A 17,765-nucleotide genomic window follows, 5' to 3' on the forward strand; every position below is an offset into this window, starting at 1 on the left:
CGGTGGTCGAGACCGCATCCACCGTCTCGGCCCGCAGTTCCTCGGCCAGCTGGCGCAGCTGGTCCACCGACAGGTTGCGCAGGTCGCGCGGCGTGGTCACGCGGTCCAGGAGGGGAAAACGGCCCTTCGTCGGGATCGGGTCCGGGATCTCGGCGCCGTTCTTTTCTTCGGCCATGGTCTTCAGCTCCTGCGATCGACGACGTAACGGATCAGGTCCCGGAGCCGGTCGGCCTCGGGTCCGAAGATATCGAGATGGGCTTCCGCCTGTTCGGCCACGCGCCGCGCCTCGCGCGCCGCGCCGTCGACACCCAGCAGGGCGACATAGGTGGATTTGCCTGCCGCCAGGTCCTTGCCGGCGGTCTTGCCCAGTTCCTCGGCGCTGGCCGTGGCGTCCAGCACGTCGTCGGCGATCTGGAAGGCCGCACCCAGGTCGCGCCCGTAGGCGGCGATGCGGGCGCGGACCGCGTGGTCCGCCTGCCCGAGAATTGCCCCGGCCTCGGCCGCGTAGCGGATCAGGCAACCGGTCTTGAGCGCGTGCAGGCGCTCGACTTCCGGCAGGGAGAGCGAACGGCCTTCGCCCTCCATGTCGATCATCTGGCCGCCGACCATGCCGGCCGCGCCCGATGCGGCGGCCAGGGCCGCCACCAGGCCGATGCGAATGGTCGCGTCGGGGTGGGTGGCCTCGTCGGCCAGGATCTCGAACGCCATGGTCTGCAGCGCGTCGCCGGCCAGGATGGCGGTGGCTTCGTCGAACTTGCGGTGCGTCGAGGGCTGGCCGCGGCGCAGATCGTCGTCATCCATCGCCGGCAGGTCGTCATGCACCAGCGAATAGGCATGCAGCATCTCGACCGAGGCCGCGACGCGATAGGACCGGGCGGCGTCCACATCGAACAGGCTGGCGACTTCCGCCGTCAGGTAGCCCCGCAGGCGCTTGCCGCCGCCCAGCGTGGCATAGCGCATGGCGTCGATCACCCGGCCCTCGGCGCCCGGCACGGGGGGCAGCAGGCTGTCGATCGCGGCTTCGACGGCGGTGGCCCGGGTCGACAGGGAAGACCGCAGCAGGCTGGCGCGGTCCGCGGTCTGCCCGGTCCGGGCGGTCGCTGTGGTGTGGCTCATCGGTTACGTCAATCCATCGATTTCGTCTCCAGCGCGCCATCGGCCCGCTGGATGATCGCCTGAACGCGGGCGTCGGCCTCGTTCAGCTTGCTCTCGCAGTGTCGTCTCAGGGCCGCCCCACGCTCGTAGGATGCGATGGCATCCTGGAGGCGAAGCTGTCCGCCTTCGAGCTTGCGCACGATGTCCTCGAGCTGCGCGAGGGCATCCTCGAAGGAAAGCTGGGACAGATCTTCCGTCATGGGTGCGGTTCTTCCATCATGAGGCGCAGGAATTACTCCCAGGTGGCCGCTTCTGCCAAGGGCATAGGGCGGATGGGGGGATTTTGTGCCGCCTGTGGCATTTAGGGCACGTCTTTGGAACGAAGTGGCAAGTATCGCGTCCTTAAGGGGTTGCCGGTGCTTCGGGCCGGCGCCGAATCACGAAGGAGAGCACGCCGCCATCCTCGCCGAAGGCGATCAGGGCATGGCCGGTTTCACGGCAGAATGCCTGGAAATCCGCAACGCTGGCCCGGTCGGTCGCGATCACCCGCAACCGGTCGCCCGGCTGCATGCCGCGCAGGGCCCGGTTGGCCTTGAGGACGGGCAGGGGGCAGCTCAGCCCTTTGACGTCGAGCAGCGTCTCGCTCATGGCAGCGGACTCCGGAAGGCGGCAGGGCTCGCGAACCTCTGCCTCGGGGTGACTTTACGGCACGGAAGGTCGCACCATAGAAGAAACAGAGACCATGGAAAATATCACGGCTGACGGGATGGATATGACCGGCTATCGGATCGGAATCGATTTTGGCGGGACGAAGATCGAAATCGCGGCGCTGGCCCGCGCTGACGGTAGGGAACTCGTCCGACGACGGATCGCCAATCCCGGGCATTATGCCGGCGCGGTCGCGGCCATCCGCGACCTGGTCGCCGGGATGGACGCCGAACTGGGCGGCACGGGCAGCGTGGGCATCGGCATTCCGGGGTCGATCAGCCCCGAGAGCGGGCTGATCAAGAACGCGAATGCCACCTGGCTGAACAACCAGCCCTTCGGGCGCGACCTGACCGAATCCGTCGGGCGCGAGGTCCGTGTCGAGAACGATGCCAATTGCTTTGCCCTGTCCGAGGCCGTGGATGGCGCGGCTGCCGGCCGCCGCGTCGTGCTGGGGGTGATTCTCGGCACCGGAATGGGCGGCGGATTGGTCGTGGACGGCAAGCTGCTGACCGGTGCGCACCATATCGCCGGCGAATGGGGGCATGTTCCGCTGCCCTGGCCGCGAATCACGGAGATGCCGTTCCCCAAATGTTTCTGCGGCAATGAGGGCTGCCTGGAGCGGTTCCTGAGCGGCCCGTCGCTGGCGCAGGACTGGAAGGGGCCGGGCCATCGCGACACGGCGGGAATCGAGGCGGCGGCCGAGGCCGGGGACATCGCCGCCATCGGTGCGCTGGACCGCTATGTGGACCGTCTGGCGCGAGCCTGTGCCATGGCGATCAACTTCCTGGACCCGGATGTGATCGTGCTGGGGGGCGGGGTGTCGAACCTGCTGTCGATCTACGATCGCGTGCCGTTGCTGATGCCGCGCTACGTCATCACGCCGCAATGCAACACGCCGGTCGTTCGCAACCAGCATGGCGACAGTTCGGGCGTGCGTGGCGCGGCCTGGCTGTGGTCGGCGGACGAGGTCGGGGCGTAGTCCGCGGCACGCATTTCTGCGCGCCGGTCATCCCCCTCGATGGGGGATTCGAAAGAACGCGGGCCGGCGAGCGAGAGCGGCCCGCAAGGGTTGCGCCCGGCGTGTGTTCCCGAGCACCGCAGCACGGGAAGCGCGCGCCGGATTGCCGCCAGCGCGCGTTTGCGGACCGGAACTCAGTCTTCGGGTTGGGTCGGGAGGACACGCTCGGGACGGAAGCCGGTAGCCACCACGTACAGCTCGCTCGATTCCTTGCGGCTGGCCGGCGGCTTGGCGTGGCGGACGGTCGCGAAGGCGTGCTTCATCGGTTCCAGCATCTGCTTTTCCGACCCGCCCTGGAAGACCTTGGCGACGAAGGTGCCGCCCGGCGCCAGAACCTTCAGCGCGAAATCCAGCGCCAGTTCCGCCAGGCCGATGATGCGCAGATGGTCCGTGGGCGCGTGGCCGGTCGTATTCGGCGCCATGTCGGACAGGACCAGATCGGCCGGGCCACCCAGCAGGTCCGTCAGCTTGTCCGGCAGGTCGGGATCGTTGAAATCGCCCTCGAGGATCGTGGCGCCGGCCACCGGATCGACCGGCAGCAGGTCGACGCCGACGACGTTGCTCGCTCCGCGCTTGACGGCGACCTGCGTCCATCCGCCCGGAGCGGCGCCGAGGTCGACCACCCGCATGCCGGGGCGGATCAGGTGGAAACGGTCGTCCAGTTCGATCAGCTTGAAGGCCGCGCGCGACCGCCAGCCCTGCTTGCGGGCGGCCTGGACGTAGGGATCGTTCAGTTGCCGGTTGAGCCAGCGCTGCTGGGCCGTGGTGCGCCCGCGCGCGGTGCGCAGCGATACGGACTGGCTGCGCGTTGCGCGTGCGGCCCCGGAATCGGCAGCCGCATCGCCGCCCCCGGGGTTCGAACTGCTGCTGAGTGCCTTGCCGGGAACCCGTGACTTACCGCCGCCGGCGGGGGGACGCCGCTTCATGGAAGCGATACGCCCATCGCGGGCGGCCGGGACGCTGCAAAGGGCAGGGGCGCCGATGACGACGGCAGGGCCATACTGGTCGAATCGTTGATCATGCGCAGCAGCATACCATCACGCAGGCCGCGATCGGCCACCATGATTTCCGGCACCGGCCATACGCGGTGAATCGCCTCGAAGATCGCGCAGCCCGGCATGACGTACTGTGCCCGGTCGGGGCCGACGCACGGATGCTGGCTGAGCCCGGCCGGCCCCATGGCGGCCAGGGTGCGAATCGCCTCCAGCGCCGGCCCGGCCTCCAGGATCGTGCCGTCGACCGCCGTCCGGCTGTAGCGGGGCAGGGATAGGGCGATGCTGGCCAGGGTGGTGACGGTGCCGCTGGTGCCGATCAGGCTGACATTGTCGCGGCTGATTTCGCGGCGGATGCAGTGCACGGCCTCGAACGCGCGCAGCTGGTTGGCGATCTGCTCGACCATCCGCTGGTAGCCCTGTTCGCTGAACGCGCTCTCGCCGAACTGCTCGGCCTGGGTGATCACGCCCGCGGGCAGGCTGAGATAGCCGCTGAGATCCTGGCGGCGGCTGTGGCGGTCGGTGCGGACCCAGGCGATTTCGGTCGAGCCGCCGCCGATGTCGAACAGCAGCGCGCGGGTGCGCGCGGGGGATACCCGGTCGTCATGCAGCAGGGCCGAACAGCTTTCCATCGCCAGCTCGGCTTCCTCGCGCGACGAGATGACGGTGATGTCCAGACCGGTTTCCTGGCGCGCGCGCTCGATGAACGCGGCGCCGTTGCCCGCGCGGCGGCAGGCCTCAGTCGCGACGGCGCGGTAGCGATACAGGCGTCGGCGCTCCATGCGCATGGCGCAGATCCGCAATGCCTCGATGGTGCGGTCCATCGCATGGGGGCTGAGCTGCCCGGTGCGTTGCAGGCCTTCGCCCAGGCGGACGATGCGGTTGAAGCTGTCGACGACGCGAAAACCGTCGGCATGGGGGGCGGCGATCATCAGCCGGCAATTGTTCGTCCCGAGATCGATCGCCCCGAACATGCCCAGCATGCTGCGATTCGCCCTGAATCCCGGAGCACGGGGGAGTCGCCTTGCCTCCTGGCCATCGCGCCAGGACATCGTATTGTCCATCGGACGGTCCCTCTGCCACACCGTATGTAGCATATAGTGTGTGCTGACCCGCACGCAGGGCAAGACAAATATGACTCTTTGCAAAAACAGCACGGAAAGGTGCTTGTCACGTCCGATGGCCGATGCTATCAGCCCCTCACCGCACGGCACTAAGCCCGGTCACCCGGTTGGGGGATAGTTTAGCGGTAGAACTACCGGCTCTGACCCGGTCAGCCCTGGTTCGAATCCAGGTCCCCCAGCCAATATTTCCCTTTAAATATTCGGACGCTACGCCGCTTGATCGGGAATTCCGCATGCGGATTCCATCGAATGCGGTGAATGACCGTCCTGCCGCCATGTCCGGCCTCCGGATGTTCAATTCGTCTCCGGCGGGGAGGGTGCGTCTAGGCCTGTTCCAGTTCGTCGCGGCGGAGAAAGCAGAGGCCGATCAGGAGCGGGACCGGCAGCAGGAAATAGGCCGAGGTCGCATGGCGCATGGGAACGGAGAGGAACGCTCCGGCGATGCAGCATGCCCAGGCAAGGCCGGGCAGGGCGGCCGCAAGGGAAAAGGCGGGTTTTCCGCCTTTGGGAGCCCGGAGAAACCCCGCGACATTGTCCGCGAACTTGATGATGTTGTTCGTGACGACGATCGTCTGCACCGAGACGCTGGAAAAGCGGGACAGGACCTCGCCCTGCATGGCCATGGCGACGGTGAGGAGAAGGGTCTCGACCCGCGAGCCCGTGGCGGCGGTGTGGGACCAGTGCAGGCACTGGGCCAGGATGAGCAGGGCGGCGATCCAGAGCCATTCGTGGCGATAGGCGCGCAGGCTGCGCCGCAGCAGGCTGGCAGCCAGGGCACCGCAGAAAAACAGGCCGAGGACGGTGCCGACGGCTGCAACCCTCGGCCAGTCCTGCCGGGCGAGCGAGAGTCCGAAACTGGTCGTGTTGCCGGTCATGGCGGCGCTGAAGATGCCGTGGAGTTCGACATAGCCCACGGCATCCACGTAACCGGCAACGAGGCTCAGCGCCGCTACCCGCAGCGCCGAGTGCGTCGTGGAGAGCATCAGACGATCAGGGGCTTGTCCTGGCGCAGTTTCGACAGGGTCTCGTCATCGAGGTTGAGATGTTCCTTCACCATCTGGCGCGGTGACAGGCCGAGCCACTGGTTGGCCGAGAAATCGGCGAACCGGTCGCTCTTGAAGGCTTCGAGGAACACCATCGGCTCGTCGCCGATATTCTCCAGATAATGGCCCATGCCCAGCGGCACGTATCCGACATCGCCGGCGCAATAATCGAAGGTCCGCGCCTTGCCGCCCGAGGCGAAGACGGTCATGCGGGCACGGCCACGGACGAAATACTGCCATTCGTCGTTGTTGGGGTGCCAATGGAGTTCGCGCAGCCGCCCGGGTTCGACGACGTTGATCGCGGCGGCGATGGTGGAGGCCGCCGGAAAATTGCGGGAATCGACGACGCGGACGGTCCCGCCGGCAGCGCGGGAGGGCTCCTGCTTCAGGAAGCGATGCGTGTAGCGGATCGGCGACGGGCCCTGGGGGCACTTGATCGCATCCTGCTTCGCGACCGTGGGTTCGGTGCCGTTGAAGATCCAGCGGGTCTTTTCGACATCGGTGGGCAGGTGGGCGAACGCGGATTCCGGCACGCCGAAATTCCGGGCCAGGATGTGTCGCGGCGTGTGGGCGAACCAGTCGCTGACGAGGAACGTCTCGTTTTCCGAGAAATTGGCATCGTCGAAGACCAGCAGGAACTCGCATCCCTCCTCGCCCAGCCCCTGGATGGAATGGGGAATGCCGGCCGGGAAGTTCCAGATATCGCCGGCCTCGACATCGTCGACGAAGGGGCGACCTTCGGTGTCGATCGCCGTGACGCGGGCCTGCCCCGCGATCATGAAGCCCCACTCGGCTTCCTTATGGTAATGCAGTTCGCGGTATCCGCCGGGCTTGAGGCGCATGTTGACGCCGGCGAGCGTCGTGGCGACGGGAAGCTCGCGAATGGTGATTTCGCGCGCCCAGCCGCCCGAACCGAGGCGGTTGCGCGCGTCCGCGTAGGAAAATTTCAGGTTGGGAATGGTACCGGCATCGGTGTCCGGCGAGGCGAGCAGGTCGGGAACCTCGCGTTCGCGCGCAAGATTGCGCGGGCCCAGGATGCTTGCGCCCCGGTCGCCGCGAATGGGTTCCGGCGCTTCGGGTTTGGAACTCAGCCAGGGAAGATCGGTCATCGGAATACCTCCTGATCGGCTTGATTTATGACATAGTATGTCAAGGCGTGGCGGCGGCCGTTGACACTGATCAAGGATCTCGATTTTTTACGATTCTGCGGGATTGCCGGGCGTGACGCGCGGTCCGGCGCCGCGCGTGTCTGGGGCATCAATAAATATGAAAGTAATTGAATAATAAAAAAGACGCTTAATATATATTATGCCAATTAAAAATCTAATTTTCAGAATATTATTCACGTAAATAAAAGCAATTATTGGCAATATCGATTTTATTTATTTATGTCGTAACGTTGTTTCATTTGGGTATTTTTCCGCCTAAGCGTGCTCATTCAGCCCCTGGCCGCCGCGCCCATGCCTGAAAAAACCTTCTCGCGCATGCGCCGGGGGAACGGTGTGCCCGCTGGATCGTCTGGCGGGAGGAGCAGGAGGTTCCTTCGCCACCGGCGCCCGACCGAATTCCGACCCGCTACACCCTGGACCTCATGGATTGGCCGACTCTCCGAGTGTCTGCTACCTCTCGGCGCCCCACGCCGGACGCTGGACGATGCCGGGCGAGGGGACATCCACCTGCCCCTGGAGCCTCTGCAATGATCCACCCGGACGAAACTCATTTTGCTTATCGCTCGGGAAAGGTTCGTGCCGGCTTTCTCGCGCCCCATAAAAATTGATCATCGGGACCACAATGTCTGCTGCTGGCCGGCATAAAATTACGGGTTTGCAGGTTCTGCGCGCCTTTGCGGCGCTGTCTGTGTCATTCGAGCATATCCTGTGGAATGCCCAGGCGCTGAATCCTTCCGCCATGTGGCTGAAGAATCTGCACGATCATTTTCCGTGGGCGACCGGGGTCGATGTCTTCTTCGTCATTTCCGGCTTCGTGATCGTATATTCCTCGGGCGCTCTTTTCGGCGCGCCGGGGGCGATGTCCGCATTCGCCATACGCCGGCTGGCGCGCGTCGTGCCGCTCTACTGGCTGACCACGACGCTGTTTCTCGTCATTTCCCTGACCATGGCGCACCAGGTCAATGGCACGCTCGGCGGCCTGTCCTACATCCTCGCCAGCTATCTGTTCATCCCCAGTACGCGTCCGGACGGCATCGTCCAGCCGGTCTTCGGCCTGGGCTGGACGCTGAATTACGAGATGCTGTTCTATCTGGTCTTCGTCTTCTGCCTGCGCTGGCGGCGGGGGTATGCGGTTCTGGCGGCCAGTGCCGTGCTCGCGCTCCTGACGCTTGTGCCGCATCCTGCCGTTACGGTCCTGCGATTCTGGGGCCGCCCGATCGTGCTGGAGTTCTGCTGCGGAATGCTGCTGGCACTGGCGGCGGGGAAAATCGTCCTGTCCGATGCCGCGCGACTGGCACTGGGTTTTGCGGCCATCATGTTTCTGGCCGTCATGCCGCCGGCATCGGGGCTTCCGGTACATGGGGGCGCCGCCACCGCGCTGGTCGCCGCGGCGACATTGGGGCGCCGGTCGCACACTCCGCCCGGCATGGTCGAACAATGGATCATGCGCCTGGGGGAGGCGTCCTATATGCTTTACCTGACCCATCCGTTCGTCATGCGTGCCGTCGCGCTGGGCTTCAGCCATGCGCATCTCCACGGATATGTCGTGTTCTATCTGCTCTCCTGCCTCGTCATCGCCCAGGCGGCGGCCGTCGCGCTGCATTATGGCTTCGAGCGGCGGATGAACGCGGCAGCCCGTCGGATACTGGAGGCGCTTTTCTCCGAAATGGCGCGTCTTTGGCCTATGCGGCAGGAAAAGGATGCGCGGTGAGGGGACTCACATGCGCCGGTCGGGGCGGCGCAGCCGATAGCTCAGGGCTTCGGCGACGTGGGGCTGGGCGGTTTCCGTCTCATCCGCCAGATCGGCGATGGTGCGGGCCACGCGCAGCAGGCGGGTAAATCCGCGTGCCGACAGGCGCAGGCGGTCGGCGGCGCGCACCGCATAGTCGCGGGCAGCAGCATCGATAGGGAACAGGTCGGGCGAGGCCTCGGCATTGGTCAGCCCGTCTTGGCGCGCTGACTGGATCGCACGCGCGGCCGCGACGCGTTCCGCCACCATGGCGCTGCTTTCGCCGGTCGGCAGGCCCGCCAGTTCGGCCGGCGAGACCGGTTCGACATGCACGCTCATATCCATCCGGTCCAGCATCGGGCCGGAGATGCGGGCCGTATAATCCTCGCCGCAGCGGGGCGCCTTGCGGCATTCCTGCGCGGCATCGCCCAGATAGCCGCAACGGCAGGGGTTCATGGCCGCCACCAGCTGGAAACGGGCAGGGTAGGTGACGTGGCCCGATGCCCTTGCCACCGTGATGGTACCGGTTTCGATCGGCTGGCGCAGTGCCTCCAGCGCCGGGCGGGAGAATTCGGGCAGTTCGTCGAGAAACAGCACGCCGCGATGGGCCAGGCTGACTTCGCCGGGCCGGATCCGGCTGCCGCCGCCCACCAGGGCGACCTGGCTGGTCGAGTGATGCGGATCGCGGAAAGGGGGCCGGAAGATGGGCAGCCCCATGGGCAATTGGCCGGAAATGCTGTGAATGCGGCTGATTTCCAGGATCTCGGCGCTCGTCAGGTCGGGCAGCAGCGAGGGCAGGCGCGCCGCCAGCATCGATTTTCCGGCACCGGGCGGCCCCGTCATCAACAGCGAATGCGCCCCGGCGGCCGCGACTTCCAGCGCCCGACGCGCCGTTTCCATGCCGCGCACATCCGCCAGGTCCGGGCCGCCCGCGGGGTCGAACGGCAGCCGGGCCGGCAATTCGACCGACGGCAGGACCTGTTCGCCGGTCAGGTGGTTTACCAGTGCCAGCAGGCAATCGGCCGCGACGATATCGAGCGTTTCGCCGGCCCAGCGTGCCTCGGCACCTTGCTGGGCACCGCAGATCAGACCGCGCGACTGGTCCACCGCACTCAGGGCCGCAGGGAGCACGCCGGGGACCGGGTTGATCCGTCCATCCAGCGACAATTCGCCGATCGCGCCGTAGCGTCCGCTTTCCTCGGGCGGGACGACCGCCATTGCCGTCAGCAGGGCCAGCGCGATGGGCAGGTCGAAATGCGATCCTTCCTTGACGATGTTGGCGGGTGCGAGGTTGACCACGATCCGCTTGGCCGGCAGCGCAAGGCCCATGGCCGCCAGTGCCGCGCGCACGCGCTCGCGGGCTTCGGCCACGGCCTTGTCGGCCAGGCCGACGATCAGGAACGATGGCAGGCCCGACGCCAGCTGCACCTCGACCCGCACGGGAATGGCGTCGATGCCCGACAGGGCGAAACCCAGTACGGAAGAAATGGTCATGCGGCCCCGATCGCCGGAAAATCCTGTATGATCATGTTGTAGCCCAGAACGGCCGCCGCGAAACCCCATGGGCTGCCGCCATGATGGTGCGGCCATGAGTTGGCATAATATATATTATACGACTTTTGACGGTGCGCGGCGATGGAGCGGTACGCCAGCGCCTTCTTCCTCCGTCGCGACGTGGATGTCCGGGTCGAGACCATCGTGAGCCAAGCGAGTGTTACGCCGCGCTATCCCCCTGTCACGGGCCATGATTATCTTGCGGTTGCAGGCGACATAATGCCTGCCGACGGATGTGACGATCATGGACCCGTGGATCGCCGAACGTGTTGCATCGATTCTGGACTGGACCCCGCAATCGCTGTCGCGCATCGCCGGCGGCTATACCCCTGCCGCGCGGTACCGGGTGCAGGCTGCCAGGAAAAGCGCGTTCGTGAAGATCGGAACCAATGGCGCGACAGCTTCCGCATTGCGAAAGGAGGAAGCTGCCTACCGGGCGGTCGGCATGGCGTTTCGTCCGACACTCATCGGGTTTCAGGACGATGAGACACATCCGATTCTGGTGACGGAAGATCTGTCCGGCAATTTTGTCGCGCCGCCATGGGACGCGAAGAAGATCGAGAGCGTCCTGCGTCTTGTCGAGCGGCTGCATGCCTCGCCGGCGGCGCTGCGTCCCTACCGCGACATCCATGGCGATATGGATGCGGGATGGGTTGTCGTCCAGCGCGATCCTGGGCCCTTTCTGGGGTTGGGCATCGCTTCGCAGGCGTGGCTTTGCCGCGCATTGCCCGCATTGCTGGCGGCGGAAGCCAGTTGTGCCACGTCGGGCAATGCGCCCTGCCATTGGGACATCCGCAGCGACAATCTGGCCTTTCCGGCGGATGGCGCGAAGCTGGTGGACTGGTCGGAGGCCTGCCTGTCCAACCCGCGCCTCGACCTGGGCTTCTGGCTGCCCAGCCTTGCCGATGAAGGCGGTCCTGAGCCCGAGGTACTATTGCCCGGTGCACCGGAGGTTGCCGCATGGGTTTCGGGCTATTTCGCCGCGCGCGCGGGCCTGCCTGTCATTCCGCACGCGCCGCGGGTGCGGCAGGTGCAGCGGCGACAGCTCGTTACCGCCCTTGCCTGGGCGCAGAGGGCGTTGCGCCTGCCGCCCGCATGAGGAGTATCCCACGCGCCATGCCGGTTATTTCTTGATCAGCACCATCGGTTTTTCGCCTTCCGGGCGGACGGGAAAGACCATGCGGGTTCCCGCAGGTGCGTTTGCGAACGCGTTGGCGACGCGATTGAAATCCGTCGGGGTCATATGTGGATAGCTGCGGTCGCGCACGATCCCGATCGTCATCAGCAGGCACAGAGCGAGCCCGGCGGAGGAAAGCCGCCCCCGAGGCGTGGCGGCAAGCGTGAAGAATGCCGCAGCGACGACCAGCAGCGGGATGACGAAATAGCGTGCGCCGCCCCCCAGCGTCCCGAGCGTGACCCAGGGGGACGGGCCCGCACCGACAGGCGTAACCAGTGAGGCCGAGAAGACCAGTGCGCCGAAGAGCGCGAACTGACGGAACAGCGTGGTTCCGTACCGCCATGCCAGCACCAGGATCGTGACGACCGCCACGGAAAGCACGCCGGCGACGATGTCGCTGGTGCGGACCAGCCGTTCCAGTTGGTGGGAAGCGAGGCACAGGGCGAAGACAAGCTTCATTGCGATGATATGGACGAGATTGGGAAGCGTGACGCCAAGCGGCCCCTTTGGCCGGGACTGCCCCATGGTCTGTACCAGCATGACGGCCTGGATGGTGGTCGTGGCCAGCACCAGGGCCAGGCGGAGCGCCCCTTCCCTGCCCCGGTCCAGCCACCAGTTCCAGACCGCGACGGGCAGAAGCAGAATGCAGAACGGGCCGCTCAGGCCCGAGAGAACAAGAGCCACGCTATCGCCCAGCCGGCCGATGCCCCCGCGCGGCGGCGCGCTCACGATCACCAGGAAGGCCAGGATCGCGAGATACCACTGGCTGTTCGTCAGGTTGCCGGAGGTCTCGACGCTGTTCGGCAGGCCGACATAGACGAGCGCGAACGCCAGGCGGGACGGATAATGGGGCCAGAGCGCATCGAAGCGGCGCGATACCAGGAACAGGGCCGGAAGCATCTGCACGACCAGCGCGATGACCGCGAAGACTGTTGGCCCCCAGCGTACGGAAACCAGTTGCGCGGCCAGCCCGCCCAGCCGCGAAATGGTCTGGAGATAGCCGGTATGCGGCAGCAGGAGGGAGCGCACGCCTATCTTATAGGCATCGGGGTACCAGAACCACCCGTCCTCGCCCCAGAAATTGGCGTCTAGGATCGCGGCCGGGTGCCGCAGGAACAAAAGAAGAAGGAAAATGGTGCCGGCGAGTGGAAGTGGGATGGTATTGAAGGAAAAACGGTACTGTCTCATGCGTCGTCTCAAGTGATACGCACCGAAATTACACCGTTTTAATGGTCGTGCAACGTGACAGGATCTCCCCTTCCTCGCAATTCGATGCGTTTCAGACCTGGGACAGCGTTGTTCGATACGCGAATTCTGCGCAAGGCATCGTCGCGCCATGCAGGCGCGAATTGCCGTGCTGGTTGCGGCATTCCTGACGGGACAAGTTTCGGGGTCAGAACTCCTCGTAACGCGCCGGATCCTGGTCGAAGGTCCGGCCGTCGGGCCGTGCGAGGGTTGCGATTTGCGCCATGTCTTCGGCGCTCAGTTCGAAATCGAATACCGAGAGGTTTTCGACCTGGCGTGCCGGGCTGGCCGCCTTGGGCAGCGATATGGCGCCGAGCTGGACGTGCCAGCGCAGGATGACCTGGGCGGTCGTCCGCTGGACCCGGGCGGCGATCTTCTGGATGACCGGGTCCTGCATCAGGTGATTGGCGCGGCCAAGGGGGCTCCAGGCTTCGGTGACGATGCCGAGCGACCGGTTGAAGGCCAGCTGTTCATGCTGGGGAAAATAAGGGTGCAGCTCGATCTGGTTGAGGACCGGGATCACGCCGCTATCCGCGATGATGCGCTTCAGATGCTCGGGCAGGAAATTGCAGACGCCGATCGAGCGGACGAGCCCGCGCTTGCGGGCCTCGACCAGCGCGCTCCAGGCTTCGGAGTAAAGGCCCTTGCTGGGGTTGGGCCAGTGGATCAGATAAAGGTCGTAATAATCGAGCTGCGCCCGGTAGAGCGATTCCTCGACCGTTGCGATGGCCTCGTCGAAATGATGGTGGCGGCCCGGCAGCTTGGAGGTGACGACCAGCTGGTCGCGCGGCACGCCGGCCTTGCGGATCGCGGCACCGACCGCGCCTTCATTTTCGTAATTGAAGGCGGAATCCAGCAGGCGGTAGCCGTTGCGGATGGCCGAGACGATCCCTTCGACACCCGACGAGCCGTTCAGCCGGTAGGTCCCGAAGCCGATGGCGGGAATGGATCCGCCGTCGTTCAGCTTCAGCTCGGGCACAGCGATCTTGCTCATTGGGAAACTCCTTGCGCGTATCGGTTCACGAGGCGGGCGCCACGCCGGCCCTGAACGGGGGAACGGAAATGCCGTTCCGCCCGCCCGGGCCACCGGTCCCTTGACAGCGGGCGCCTTGACAGCGGCGCGATCACCCGGAAGGCATGTTTCATGAACGCCCTCGGCCTGTTCGCCATCCTCGCGACGCTGTCGACGCTGTTCGGCATTGTCAACCACCGGACGCTGCGCCTGCCGATGACGATCGGGGTGCTGGCGATCTCGCTTTGCGTGTCGCTGGCGATCATGGCGCTGGACCCGCTGATCCCGTCATACGACCTGCACCTGATCCCCCGCGCGGTGCTGGGGGCGGTCGACCTGCCCCGGACCCTGCTGGACGGTGCGCTGTCGCTGCTGCTGTTCGCGGGGGCGATGCAGGTGGACCTGCACCATATGGTCTCGCGCATGGTGTCCGTGACGGCGCTGGCGGTGCTGGGCACCGTCTTTGCGGTCGGACTGCTGGCAGTCTCCGCCTGGTGGGTCTTTCCGCTGGTCGGGGCGCCGGTGCCGTTCGTGTGGTGTGTGGTGCTGGGGGCGATCCTGGCGCCGACCGACCCGGTATCGGTCGTCGGCATGCTGCGGCGGCTGGGGCTGCCGGCGCCGTTGCAGGCGATCTTCGCGGGGGAAAGCCTGTTCAACGACGGGGTCGGGGTGGTGATCTTCGGCGTCACGATCGGGCTGGCGACGGGCGAGACCGCTGCCGTGTCGGCGGCCGATATCGCGTCCGGCTTCTTGATTCAGGCTGTGGGCGGCGGGTTGCTGGGCGCGCTGACCGGTTGGGTCGCGCTGCGCCTGGTCCGCGGCGTGGAGGATGCGCATATCGACCTGCTGGCCACGCTGGCCCTGGCGTCGGGCACGTTCGCGCTGGCCAATTCCCTTCATATGTCCGGGCCGATCGCCGTGGTCGTGGCCGGGATGAGCCTGGGCACGCGCTATGGCCAGGAAGCGATACGCGCGCATTCGCGCGCCGAGATTCTGGCATTCTGGTCCGTGGTGGACGAGGTGCTGAATGTCCTGCTCTTCCTGCTGATCGGCTTCGAGATCCTGGAGATCACGCCGCGTCTGTCGTCGCTGCTTGCGACGCTGGCGGTCATCGTGCTGTCCATCGTGGCGCGAGGGTTGAGCGTGCTGTGCGCGACGCTGCCGGTCTATCTGCGCAATCGCGACCGCTGGCGGGCGCTCGTCGTCCTGACATGGGGCGGGTTGCGGGGCGGGATTTCGGTCTCGCTGGCGCTGGGCCTGCCAGCGGGGCCGTTGCGCGATACGCTGCTGCCCGCCTGCTACGGGGTCGTGGTGTTTACCATCCTGGTGCAGGGGCTGACGATGGAGCGCCTGGTCGGCCGCCTTTATCGCCCGGTCGCCGATGGAGGCAACGCCTGAGCGGGCATGCCGGGCTTCTGACTCCTCACGAAAATTTGCTATACGGGTGGGCCGATGGTCGAGCGGGTCCCGTCTTCGTGGACACGGGCGAAGGGGGATTTCATGATCGAGCGCATACCCGGTTTCATCAAGGTCGGCACGCTTTTCGACCTGTTCGAGGAAATCGCGATGCTGGTGCTGACCCTGTGCATCGCGGCCGTGGCCTGTGTCGGCCTGCTGCATGTGGTGGTGGCCGTCATCCACCTGCTGCTGACCACCGGGCTGCAACCGACCGAGCCTTCGGTCCTCCAGGGTATTTTCGGCCTGTTCTTTACCGTCCTGATCGCGCTGGAATTCAAGCATTCCATTCTGGTCCTGCCGCAGGCCCAGTCGCACAGCCTGATCCGCATGCGGTCGGTGCTGCTGATCGGCATGATGGCGACCGTCCGCAAGTTCATCGTTCTCGACCTGAGCGGCGTGAACGTCATGGAAATGCTGGCGCTGTCGGCTGCGGTGCTGGCGCTGGGGGGTGTCTACTGGCTGGTGCGCTCGAAATCCGTCATCCCGGCCGAGGCGGAGCCGCAGGGGCACGAGGCCTGAGCCACGCGGCACAGGGGGAGAAGATGAACCACCCTCCTCCCCCGCCATCGCCGGTCAGAGCTGAACGTCCCCGGCCTTTTCCTTGACTTTCGGGGTATCCTCGTCGCCGTCATGGTCTTCATGGTCGTCGTCATCGACCGTGACGGAGCCGATGCCGCTGATTTCCTTGGTCAGGGACGCAGGCTTGCGGGTCAGTTCCACCGCGCCCACGCCGCTGAGGCTGACTGCCGCGTGCCCGCTGGGCCCGACGCGGACATGGCCGGCGCCGGAGATTTCGAGATCCGCGTCGCGCACGATCATGTCCGACAGGTCGGCATGGGCGGCCCCCGCGACCTTGAGCGTCACCACGTCGGCCTTGCCGTGTCCGGTCAGGCTGCCCGCGCCTTCCACGGTCAGGGACAGATGGTCCACCGCCACGTCGTTGAGCGTCAGCGAGCCCGCGCCGTCCACGGTCAGCGCCTTGAGGGCCGGCGCGGTGACGACGATGCGCAGGTGGCTGTTGCGCCAGTGATGGTGCGAGACATGGTCGATGCCGAGCACATTGTCGTCCAGCTTCACCCGGTCCACGATATCGCGGGCGCCGGTGACGGTGATGGAGGGGGCCGGGCCCTGCGTATAGACGATGCTGGCCGGAACATCGAAGGCCAGTGCCTCGCCGCCCTTCCAGTCGATCTTGCGCGAGACCGCCGGCCCCGCCGGGGCGTCGTCATCGTCATCGTCATCGAAATGGACCAGGTCCCATCCCGAGACGTTCCAGGTCATGGGGCCGCGCACGGCCGCCACGGCGAAGCAGGTCATCGACAGGAACGCTCCGCCGACAGCCACCAATATAAGTCCACGAATCATGGCTTTCTCCTTGCGCGCACCGGCGCAGTTCGGAATGGTCCGTCAGTCGCGCAGCGCGGAACTGCGTCCGCCTGCAATCAGCCGGTAATGGGCGCGTCCGTAGCGGACCAGCAGGTTGACCAGCCCGACGGTGATCAGGATGCAGACCGAAGTCACCGCGGCGCCGCCGCTCAGCAGGCCCAGGCTCAGCAGCCCGGCCTGCAACCGGTCGCCGGGGAAGCCCGGCAGGTTGGTGATGAGCGCGAAGGGCAGCATCAGGCCGCCGCACAGCGCCACGACGACGCCCCCCACCAGGAAGGCGAACAGCGACCCCACCAGGCCGAGCAGCACCGGCAGGATCACGAACAGGTCCAGCGCCGCCAGGCCGATCACGCCCACGATCACCCCCAGGGCGGAGGCAAGGCTGCGCTCGTCCTCCCACCGGCGCAGGCCGGCTTCGGCACGGAGTTCGCGCGCCAGGCGTGCCGGGTCGCCCAGCGCGGTGGCGACGTCGGCATCGCTGCGGCCCGCCGCGCGCCCGGCATCGAAATGCCCTTCGTAATCGGCGATGATGTCGTCGATGGCCGGTCGCGGCAGCCCCCACAGGCCGCTCCTCAGCCTCCGGAGAAACGAATCCCGCTCATTCATGATGTCTTCTCCAGATCCAGGTCCAGAATGGCGGCGACGGCGCGCGTGAAGTCGGTCCACGCCGATTTCTGGTCGTTGAGGTTTTTTCGGCCGCCTTCGGTCAGGCGATAATATTTTCGCGGGGGGCCGGAGGAGGATTCGACCAGGTAGGTGGAGACCAGCCCGTCCTTCTGCATCCGGCGCATCAGGGGGTAGATCGTTCCCTCACCCATATCGATGGCGGCGGACAGGCGGCTGGCAATGTCGTAGCCGTAGGAGTCCGACCGCGCGAGGAGCGCGAGAACGCACAGTTCCAGCACCCCTTTCTTGAACTGGACGAGATTGCTGTCCACGACGTCTCGATCCTTGATTGGGTTCCGCACCGCACGGAACCTGTCTATGCAAGGTAGCCATTATTGGACGGTTCCTTGCAATAGTTTTTTGTGAGATCCGAGAATTCGGGCACAAAA

General features: G+C 65.9%; 19 protein-coding genes and 1 tRNA gene. 6 read left to right on the plus strand and 14 right to left on the minus strand.

Annotation, left to right across the window (positions count from 1 at the left end; all coding sequences use genetic code 11):
* The 4 genes from HLH27_RS17195 to HLH27_RS04420 all read right to left on the minus strand — a co-directional run.
* The coding region (locus HLH27_RS17195; protein WP_182948175.1) for a 1-deoxy-D-xylulose-5-phosphate synthase N-terminal domain-containing protein at positions 1-175 on the minus strand (175 nt) is incomplete at its 3' end.
* Between the two features lie 5 nt (positions 176-180).
* Complete coding sequence (locus HLH27_RS04410) at positions 181-1,116, minus strand: polyprenyl synthetase family protein (protein ID WP_182948177.1); 936 nt, start codon at positions 1,114-1,116, stop codon at positions 181-183.
* 8 nt (positions 1,117-1,124) lie between these two features.
* A complete protein-coding gene (locus HLH27_RS04415) occupies positions 1,125-1,355 on the minus strand; it encodes an exodeoxyribonuclease VII small subunit (RefSeq protein WP_114728417.1) in 231 nt (76 codons plus the stop codon).
* 142 nt (positions 1,356-1,497) lie between these two features.
* The gene (locus HLH27_RS04420) at positions 1,498-1,743 is read right to left on the minus strand and encodes a sulfurtransferase TusA family protein (RefSeq protein ID WP_182948179.1); all 246 of its coding nucleotides are present in this window, start codon (positions 1,741-1,743) and stop codon (positions 1,498-1,500) included.
* Positions 1,744-1,867: 124 nt separating this feature from the next.
* Here HLH27_RS04420 and HLH27_RS04425 point away from each other — a divergent pair, with 124 nt between their 5' ends.
* Positions 1,868-2,782: an ROK family protein gene (locus HLH27_RS04425; protein WP_182948746.1), complete on the plus strand. Its 915-nt coding sequence runs from the start codon at positions 1,868-1,870 to the stop codon at positions 2,780-2,782.
* Positions 2,783-2,955: 173 nt separating this feature from the next.
* Here HLH27_RS04425 and HLH27_RS04430 read toward each other — a convergent pair whose 3' ends face one another.
* Both HLH27_RS04430 and HLH27_RS04435 read right to left on the minus strand, forming a co-directional pair.
* On the minus strand, positions 2,956-3,747 hold the full coding sequence (locus tag HLH27_RS04430) for an RlmE family RNA methyltransferase (RefSeq protein WP_182948181.1): 792 nt from the start codon (positions 3,745-3,747) through the stop codon (positions 2,956-2,958).
* Positions 3,744-4,877: a Ppx/GppA phosphatase family protein gene (locus tag HLH27_RS04435; protein ID WP_182948182.1), complete on the minus strand. Its 1,134-nt coding sequence runs from the start codon at positions 4,875-4,877 to the stop codon at positions 3,744-3,746. The genes HLH27_RS04430 and HLH27_RS04435 overlap by 4 nt, the downstream gene beginning before the upstream one ends.
* Before the next feature lie 168 nt (positions 4,878-5,045).
* Between HLH27_RS04435 and HLH27_RS04440 the strand changes: the two genes are divergently transcribed.
* A tRNA-Gln gene (locus tag HLH27_RS04440) sits at positions 5,046-5,119 on the plus strand.
* Positions 5,120-5,260: 141 nt separating this feature from the next.
* Here the strand turns inward: HLH27_RS04440 and HLH27_RS04445 are convergent.
* Positions 5,261-5,920, minus strand: coding sequence for a YoaK family protein (locus tag HLH27_RS04445; RefSeq protein ID WP_182948184.1), 660 nt, complete (start codon positions 5,918-5,920; stop codon positions 5,261-5,263).
* The gene (locus HLH27_RS04450) at positions 5,920-7,089 is read right to left on the minus strand and encodes an oxalate decarboxylase family bicupin (protein WP_182948186.1); all 1,170 of its coding nucleotides are present in this window, start codon (positions 7,087-7,089) and stop codon (positions 5,920-5,922) included. The genes HLH27_RS04445 and HLH27_RS04450 overlap by 1 nt, the downstream gene beginning before the upstream one ends.
* 682 nt (positions 7,090-7,771) lie before the next feature.
* On the opposite strand from HLH27_RS04450, the gene HLH27_RS04455 reads away from it, so the two are divergent.
* A complete protein-coding gene (locus tag HLH27_RS04455; protein ID WP_246375480.1) occupies positions 7,772-8,860 on the plus strand; it encodes an acyltransferase family protein in 1,089 nt (362 codons plus the stop codon).
* Between the two features lie 6 nt (positions 8,861-8,866).
* Here HLH27_RS04455 and HLH27_RS04460 read toward each other — a convergent pair whose 3' ends face one another.
* Positions 8,867-10,372, minus strand: a complete 1,506-nt coding sequence (locus HLH27_RS04460) for a YifB family Mg chelatase-like AAA ATPase (protein ID WP_182948189.1) — start codon at positions 10,370-10,372, stop codon at positions 8,867-8,869.
* Between the two features lie 304 nt (positions 10,373-10,676).
* On the opposite strand from HLH27_RS04460, the gene HLH27_RS04465 reads away from it, so the two are divergent.
* Positions 10,677-11,531: a phosphotransferase gene (locus tag HLH27_RS04465; protein WP_182948191.1), complete on the plus strand. Its 855-nt coding sequence runs from the start codon at positions 10,677-10,679 to the stop codon at positions 11,529-11,531.
* Positions 11,532-11,555: 24 nt separating this feature from the next.
* On the opposite strand, the gene HLH27_RS04470 is transcribed toward HLH27_RS04465, so the two are convergent.
* Both HLH27_RS04470 and HLH27_RS04475 read right to left on the minus strand, forming a co-directional pair.
* Complete coding sequence (locus tag HLH27_RS04470) at positions 11,556-12,797, minus strand: hypothetical protein (protein WP_182948192.1); 1,242 nt, start codon at positions 12,795-12,797, stop codon at positions 11,556-11,558.
* 205 nt (positions 12,798-13,002) lie between these two features.
* Positions 13,003-13,848 (minus strand): aldo/keto reductase, encoded by an 846-nt coding sequence (locus tag HLH27_RS04475; protein ID WP_182948194.1) that lies wholly within the window; start codon positions 13,846-13,848, stop codon positions 13,003-13,005.
* A gap of 150 nt (positions 13,849-13,998) precedes the next feature.
* On the opposite strand from HLH27_RS04475, the gene HLH27_RS04480 reads away from it, so the two are divergent.
* Positions 13,999-15,264 (plus strand): cation:proton antiporter, encoded by a 1,266-nt coding sequence (locus HLH27_RS04480; protein ID WP_182948196.1) that lies wholly within the window; start codon positions 13,999-14,001, stop codon positions 15,262-15,264.
* Positions 15,265-15,366: 102 nt separating this feature from the next.
* On the plus strand, positions 15,367-15,843 hold the full coding sequence (locus HLH27_RS04485) for a phosphate-starvation-inducible PsiE family protein (protein ID WP_182948198.1): 477 nt from the start codon (positions 15,367-15,369) through the stop codon (positions 15,841-15,843).
* A 54-nt stretch (positions 15,844-15,897) separates the two neighbouring features.
* On the opposite strand, the gene HLH27_RS04490 is transcribed toward HLH27_RS04485, so the two are convergent.
* From HLH27_RS04490 to HLH27_RS04500, 3 genes are read right to left on the minus strand one after another with little or no spacing between them, the layout of a single operon-like run.
* Positions 15,898-16,689, minus strand: a complete 792-nt coding sequence (locus HLH27_RS04490) for a GIN domain-containing protein (protein WP_182948199.1) — start codon at positions 16,687-16,689, stop codon at positions 15,898-15,900.
* A 42-nt stretch (positions 16,690-16,731) separates the two neighbouring features.
* Complete coding sequence (locus tag HLH27_RS04495) at positions 16,732-17,316, minus strand: DUF1700 domain-containing protein (RefSeq protein WP_182948201.1); 585 nt, start codon at positions 17,314-17,316, stop codon at positions 16,732-16,734.
* Positions 17,313-17,648 (minus strand): helix-turn-helix transcriptional regulator, encoded by a 336-nt coding sequence (locus HLH27_RS04500; protein ID WP_182948203.1) that lies wholly within the window; start codon positions 17,646-17,648, stop codon positions 17,313-17,315. Before HLH27_RS04500 ends, HLH27_RS04495 begins: the two co-directional genes overlap by 4 nt.
* Between the last annotated feature and the right edge of the window lie 117 nt (positions 17,649-17,765).

The sequence above is a fragment of the Gluconacetobacter takamatsuzukensis genome (assembly GCF_014174275.1).
GTDB lineage: Bacteria > Pseudomonadota > Alphaproteobacteria > Acetobacterales > Acetobacteraceae > Gluconacetobacter > Gluconacetobacter takamatsuzukensis.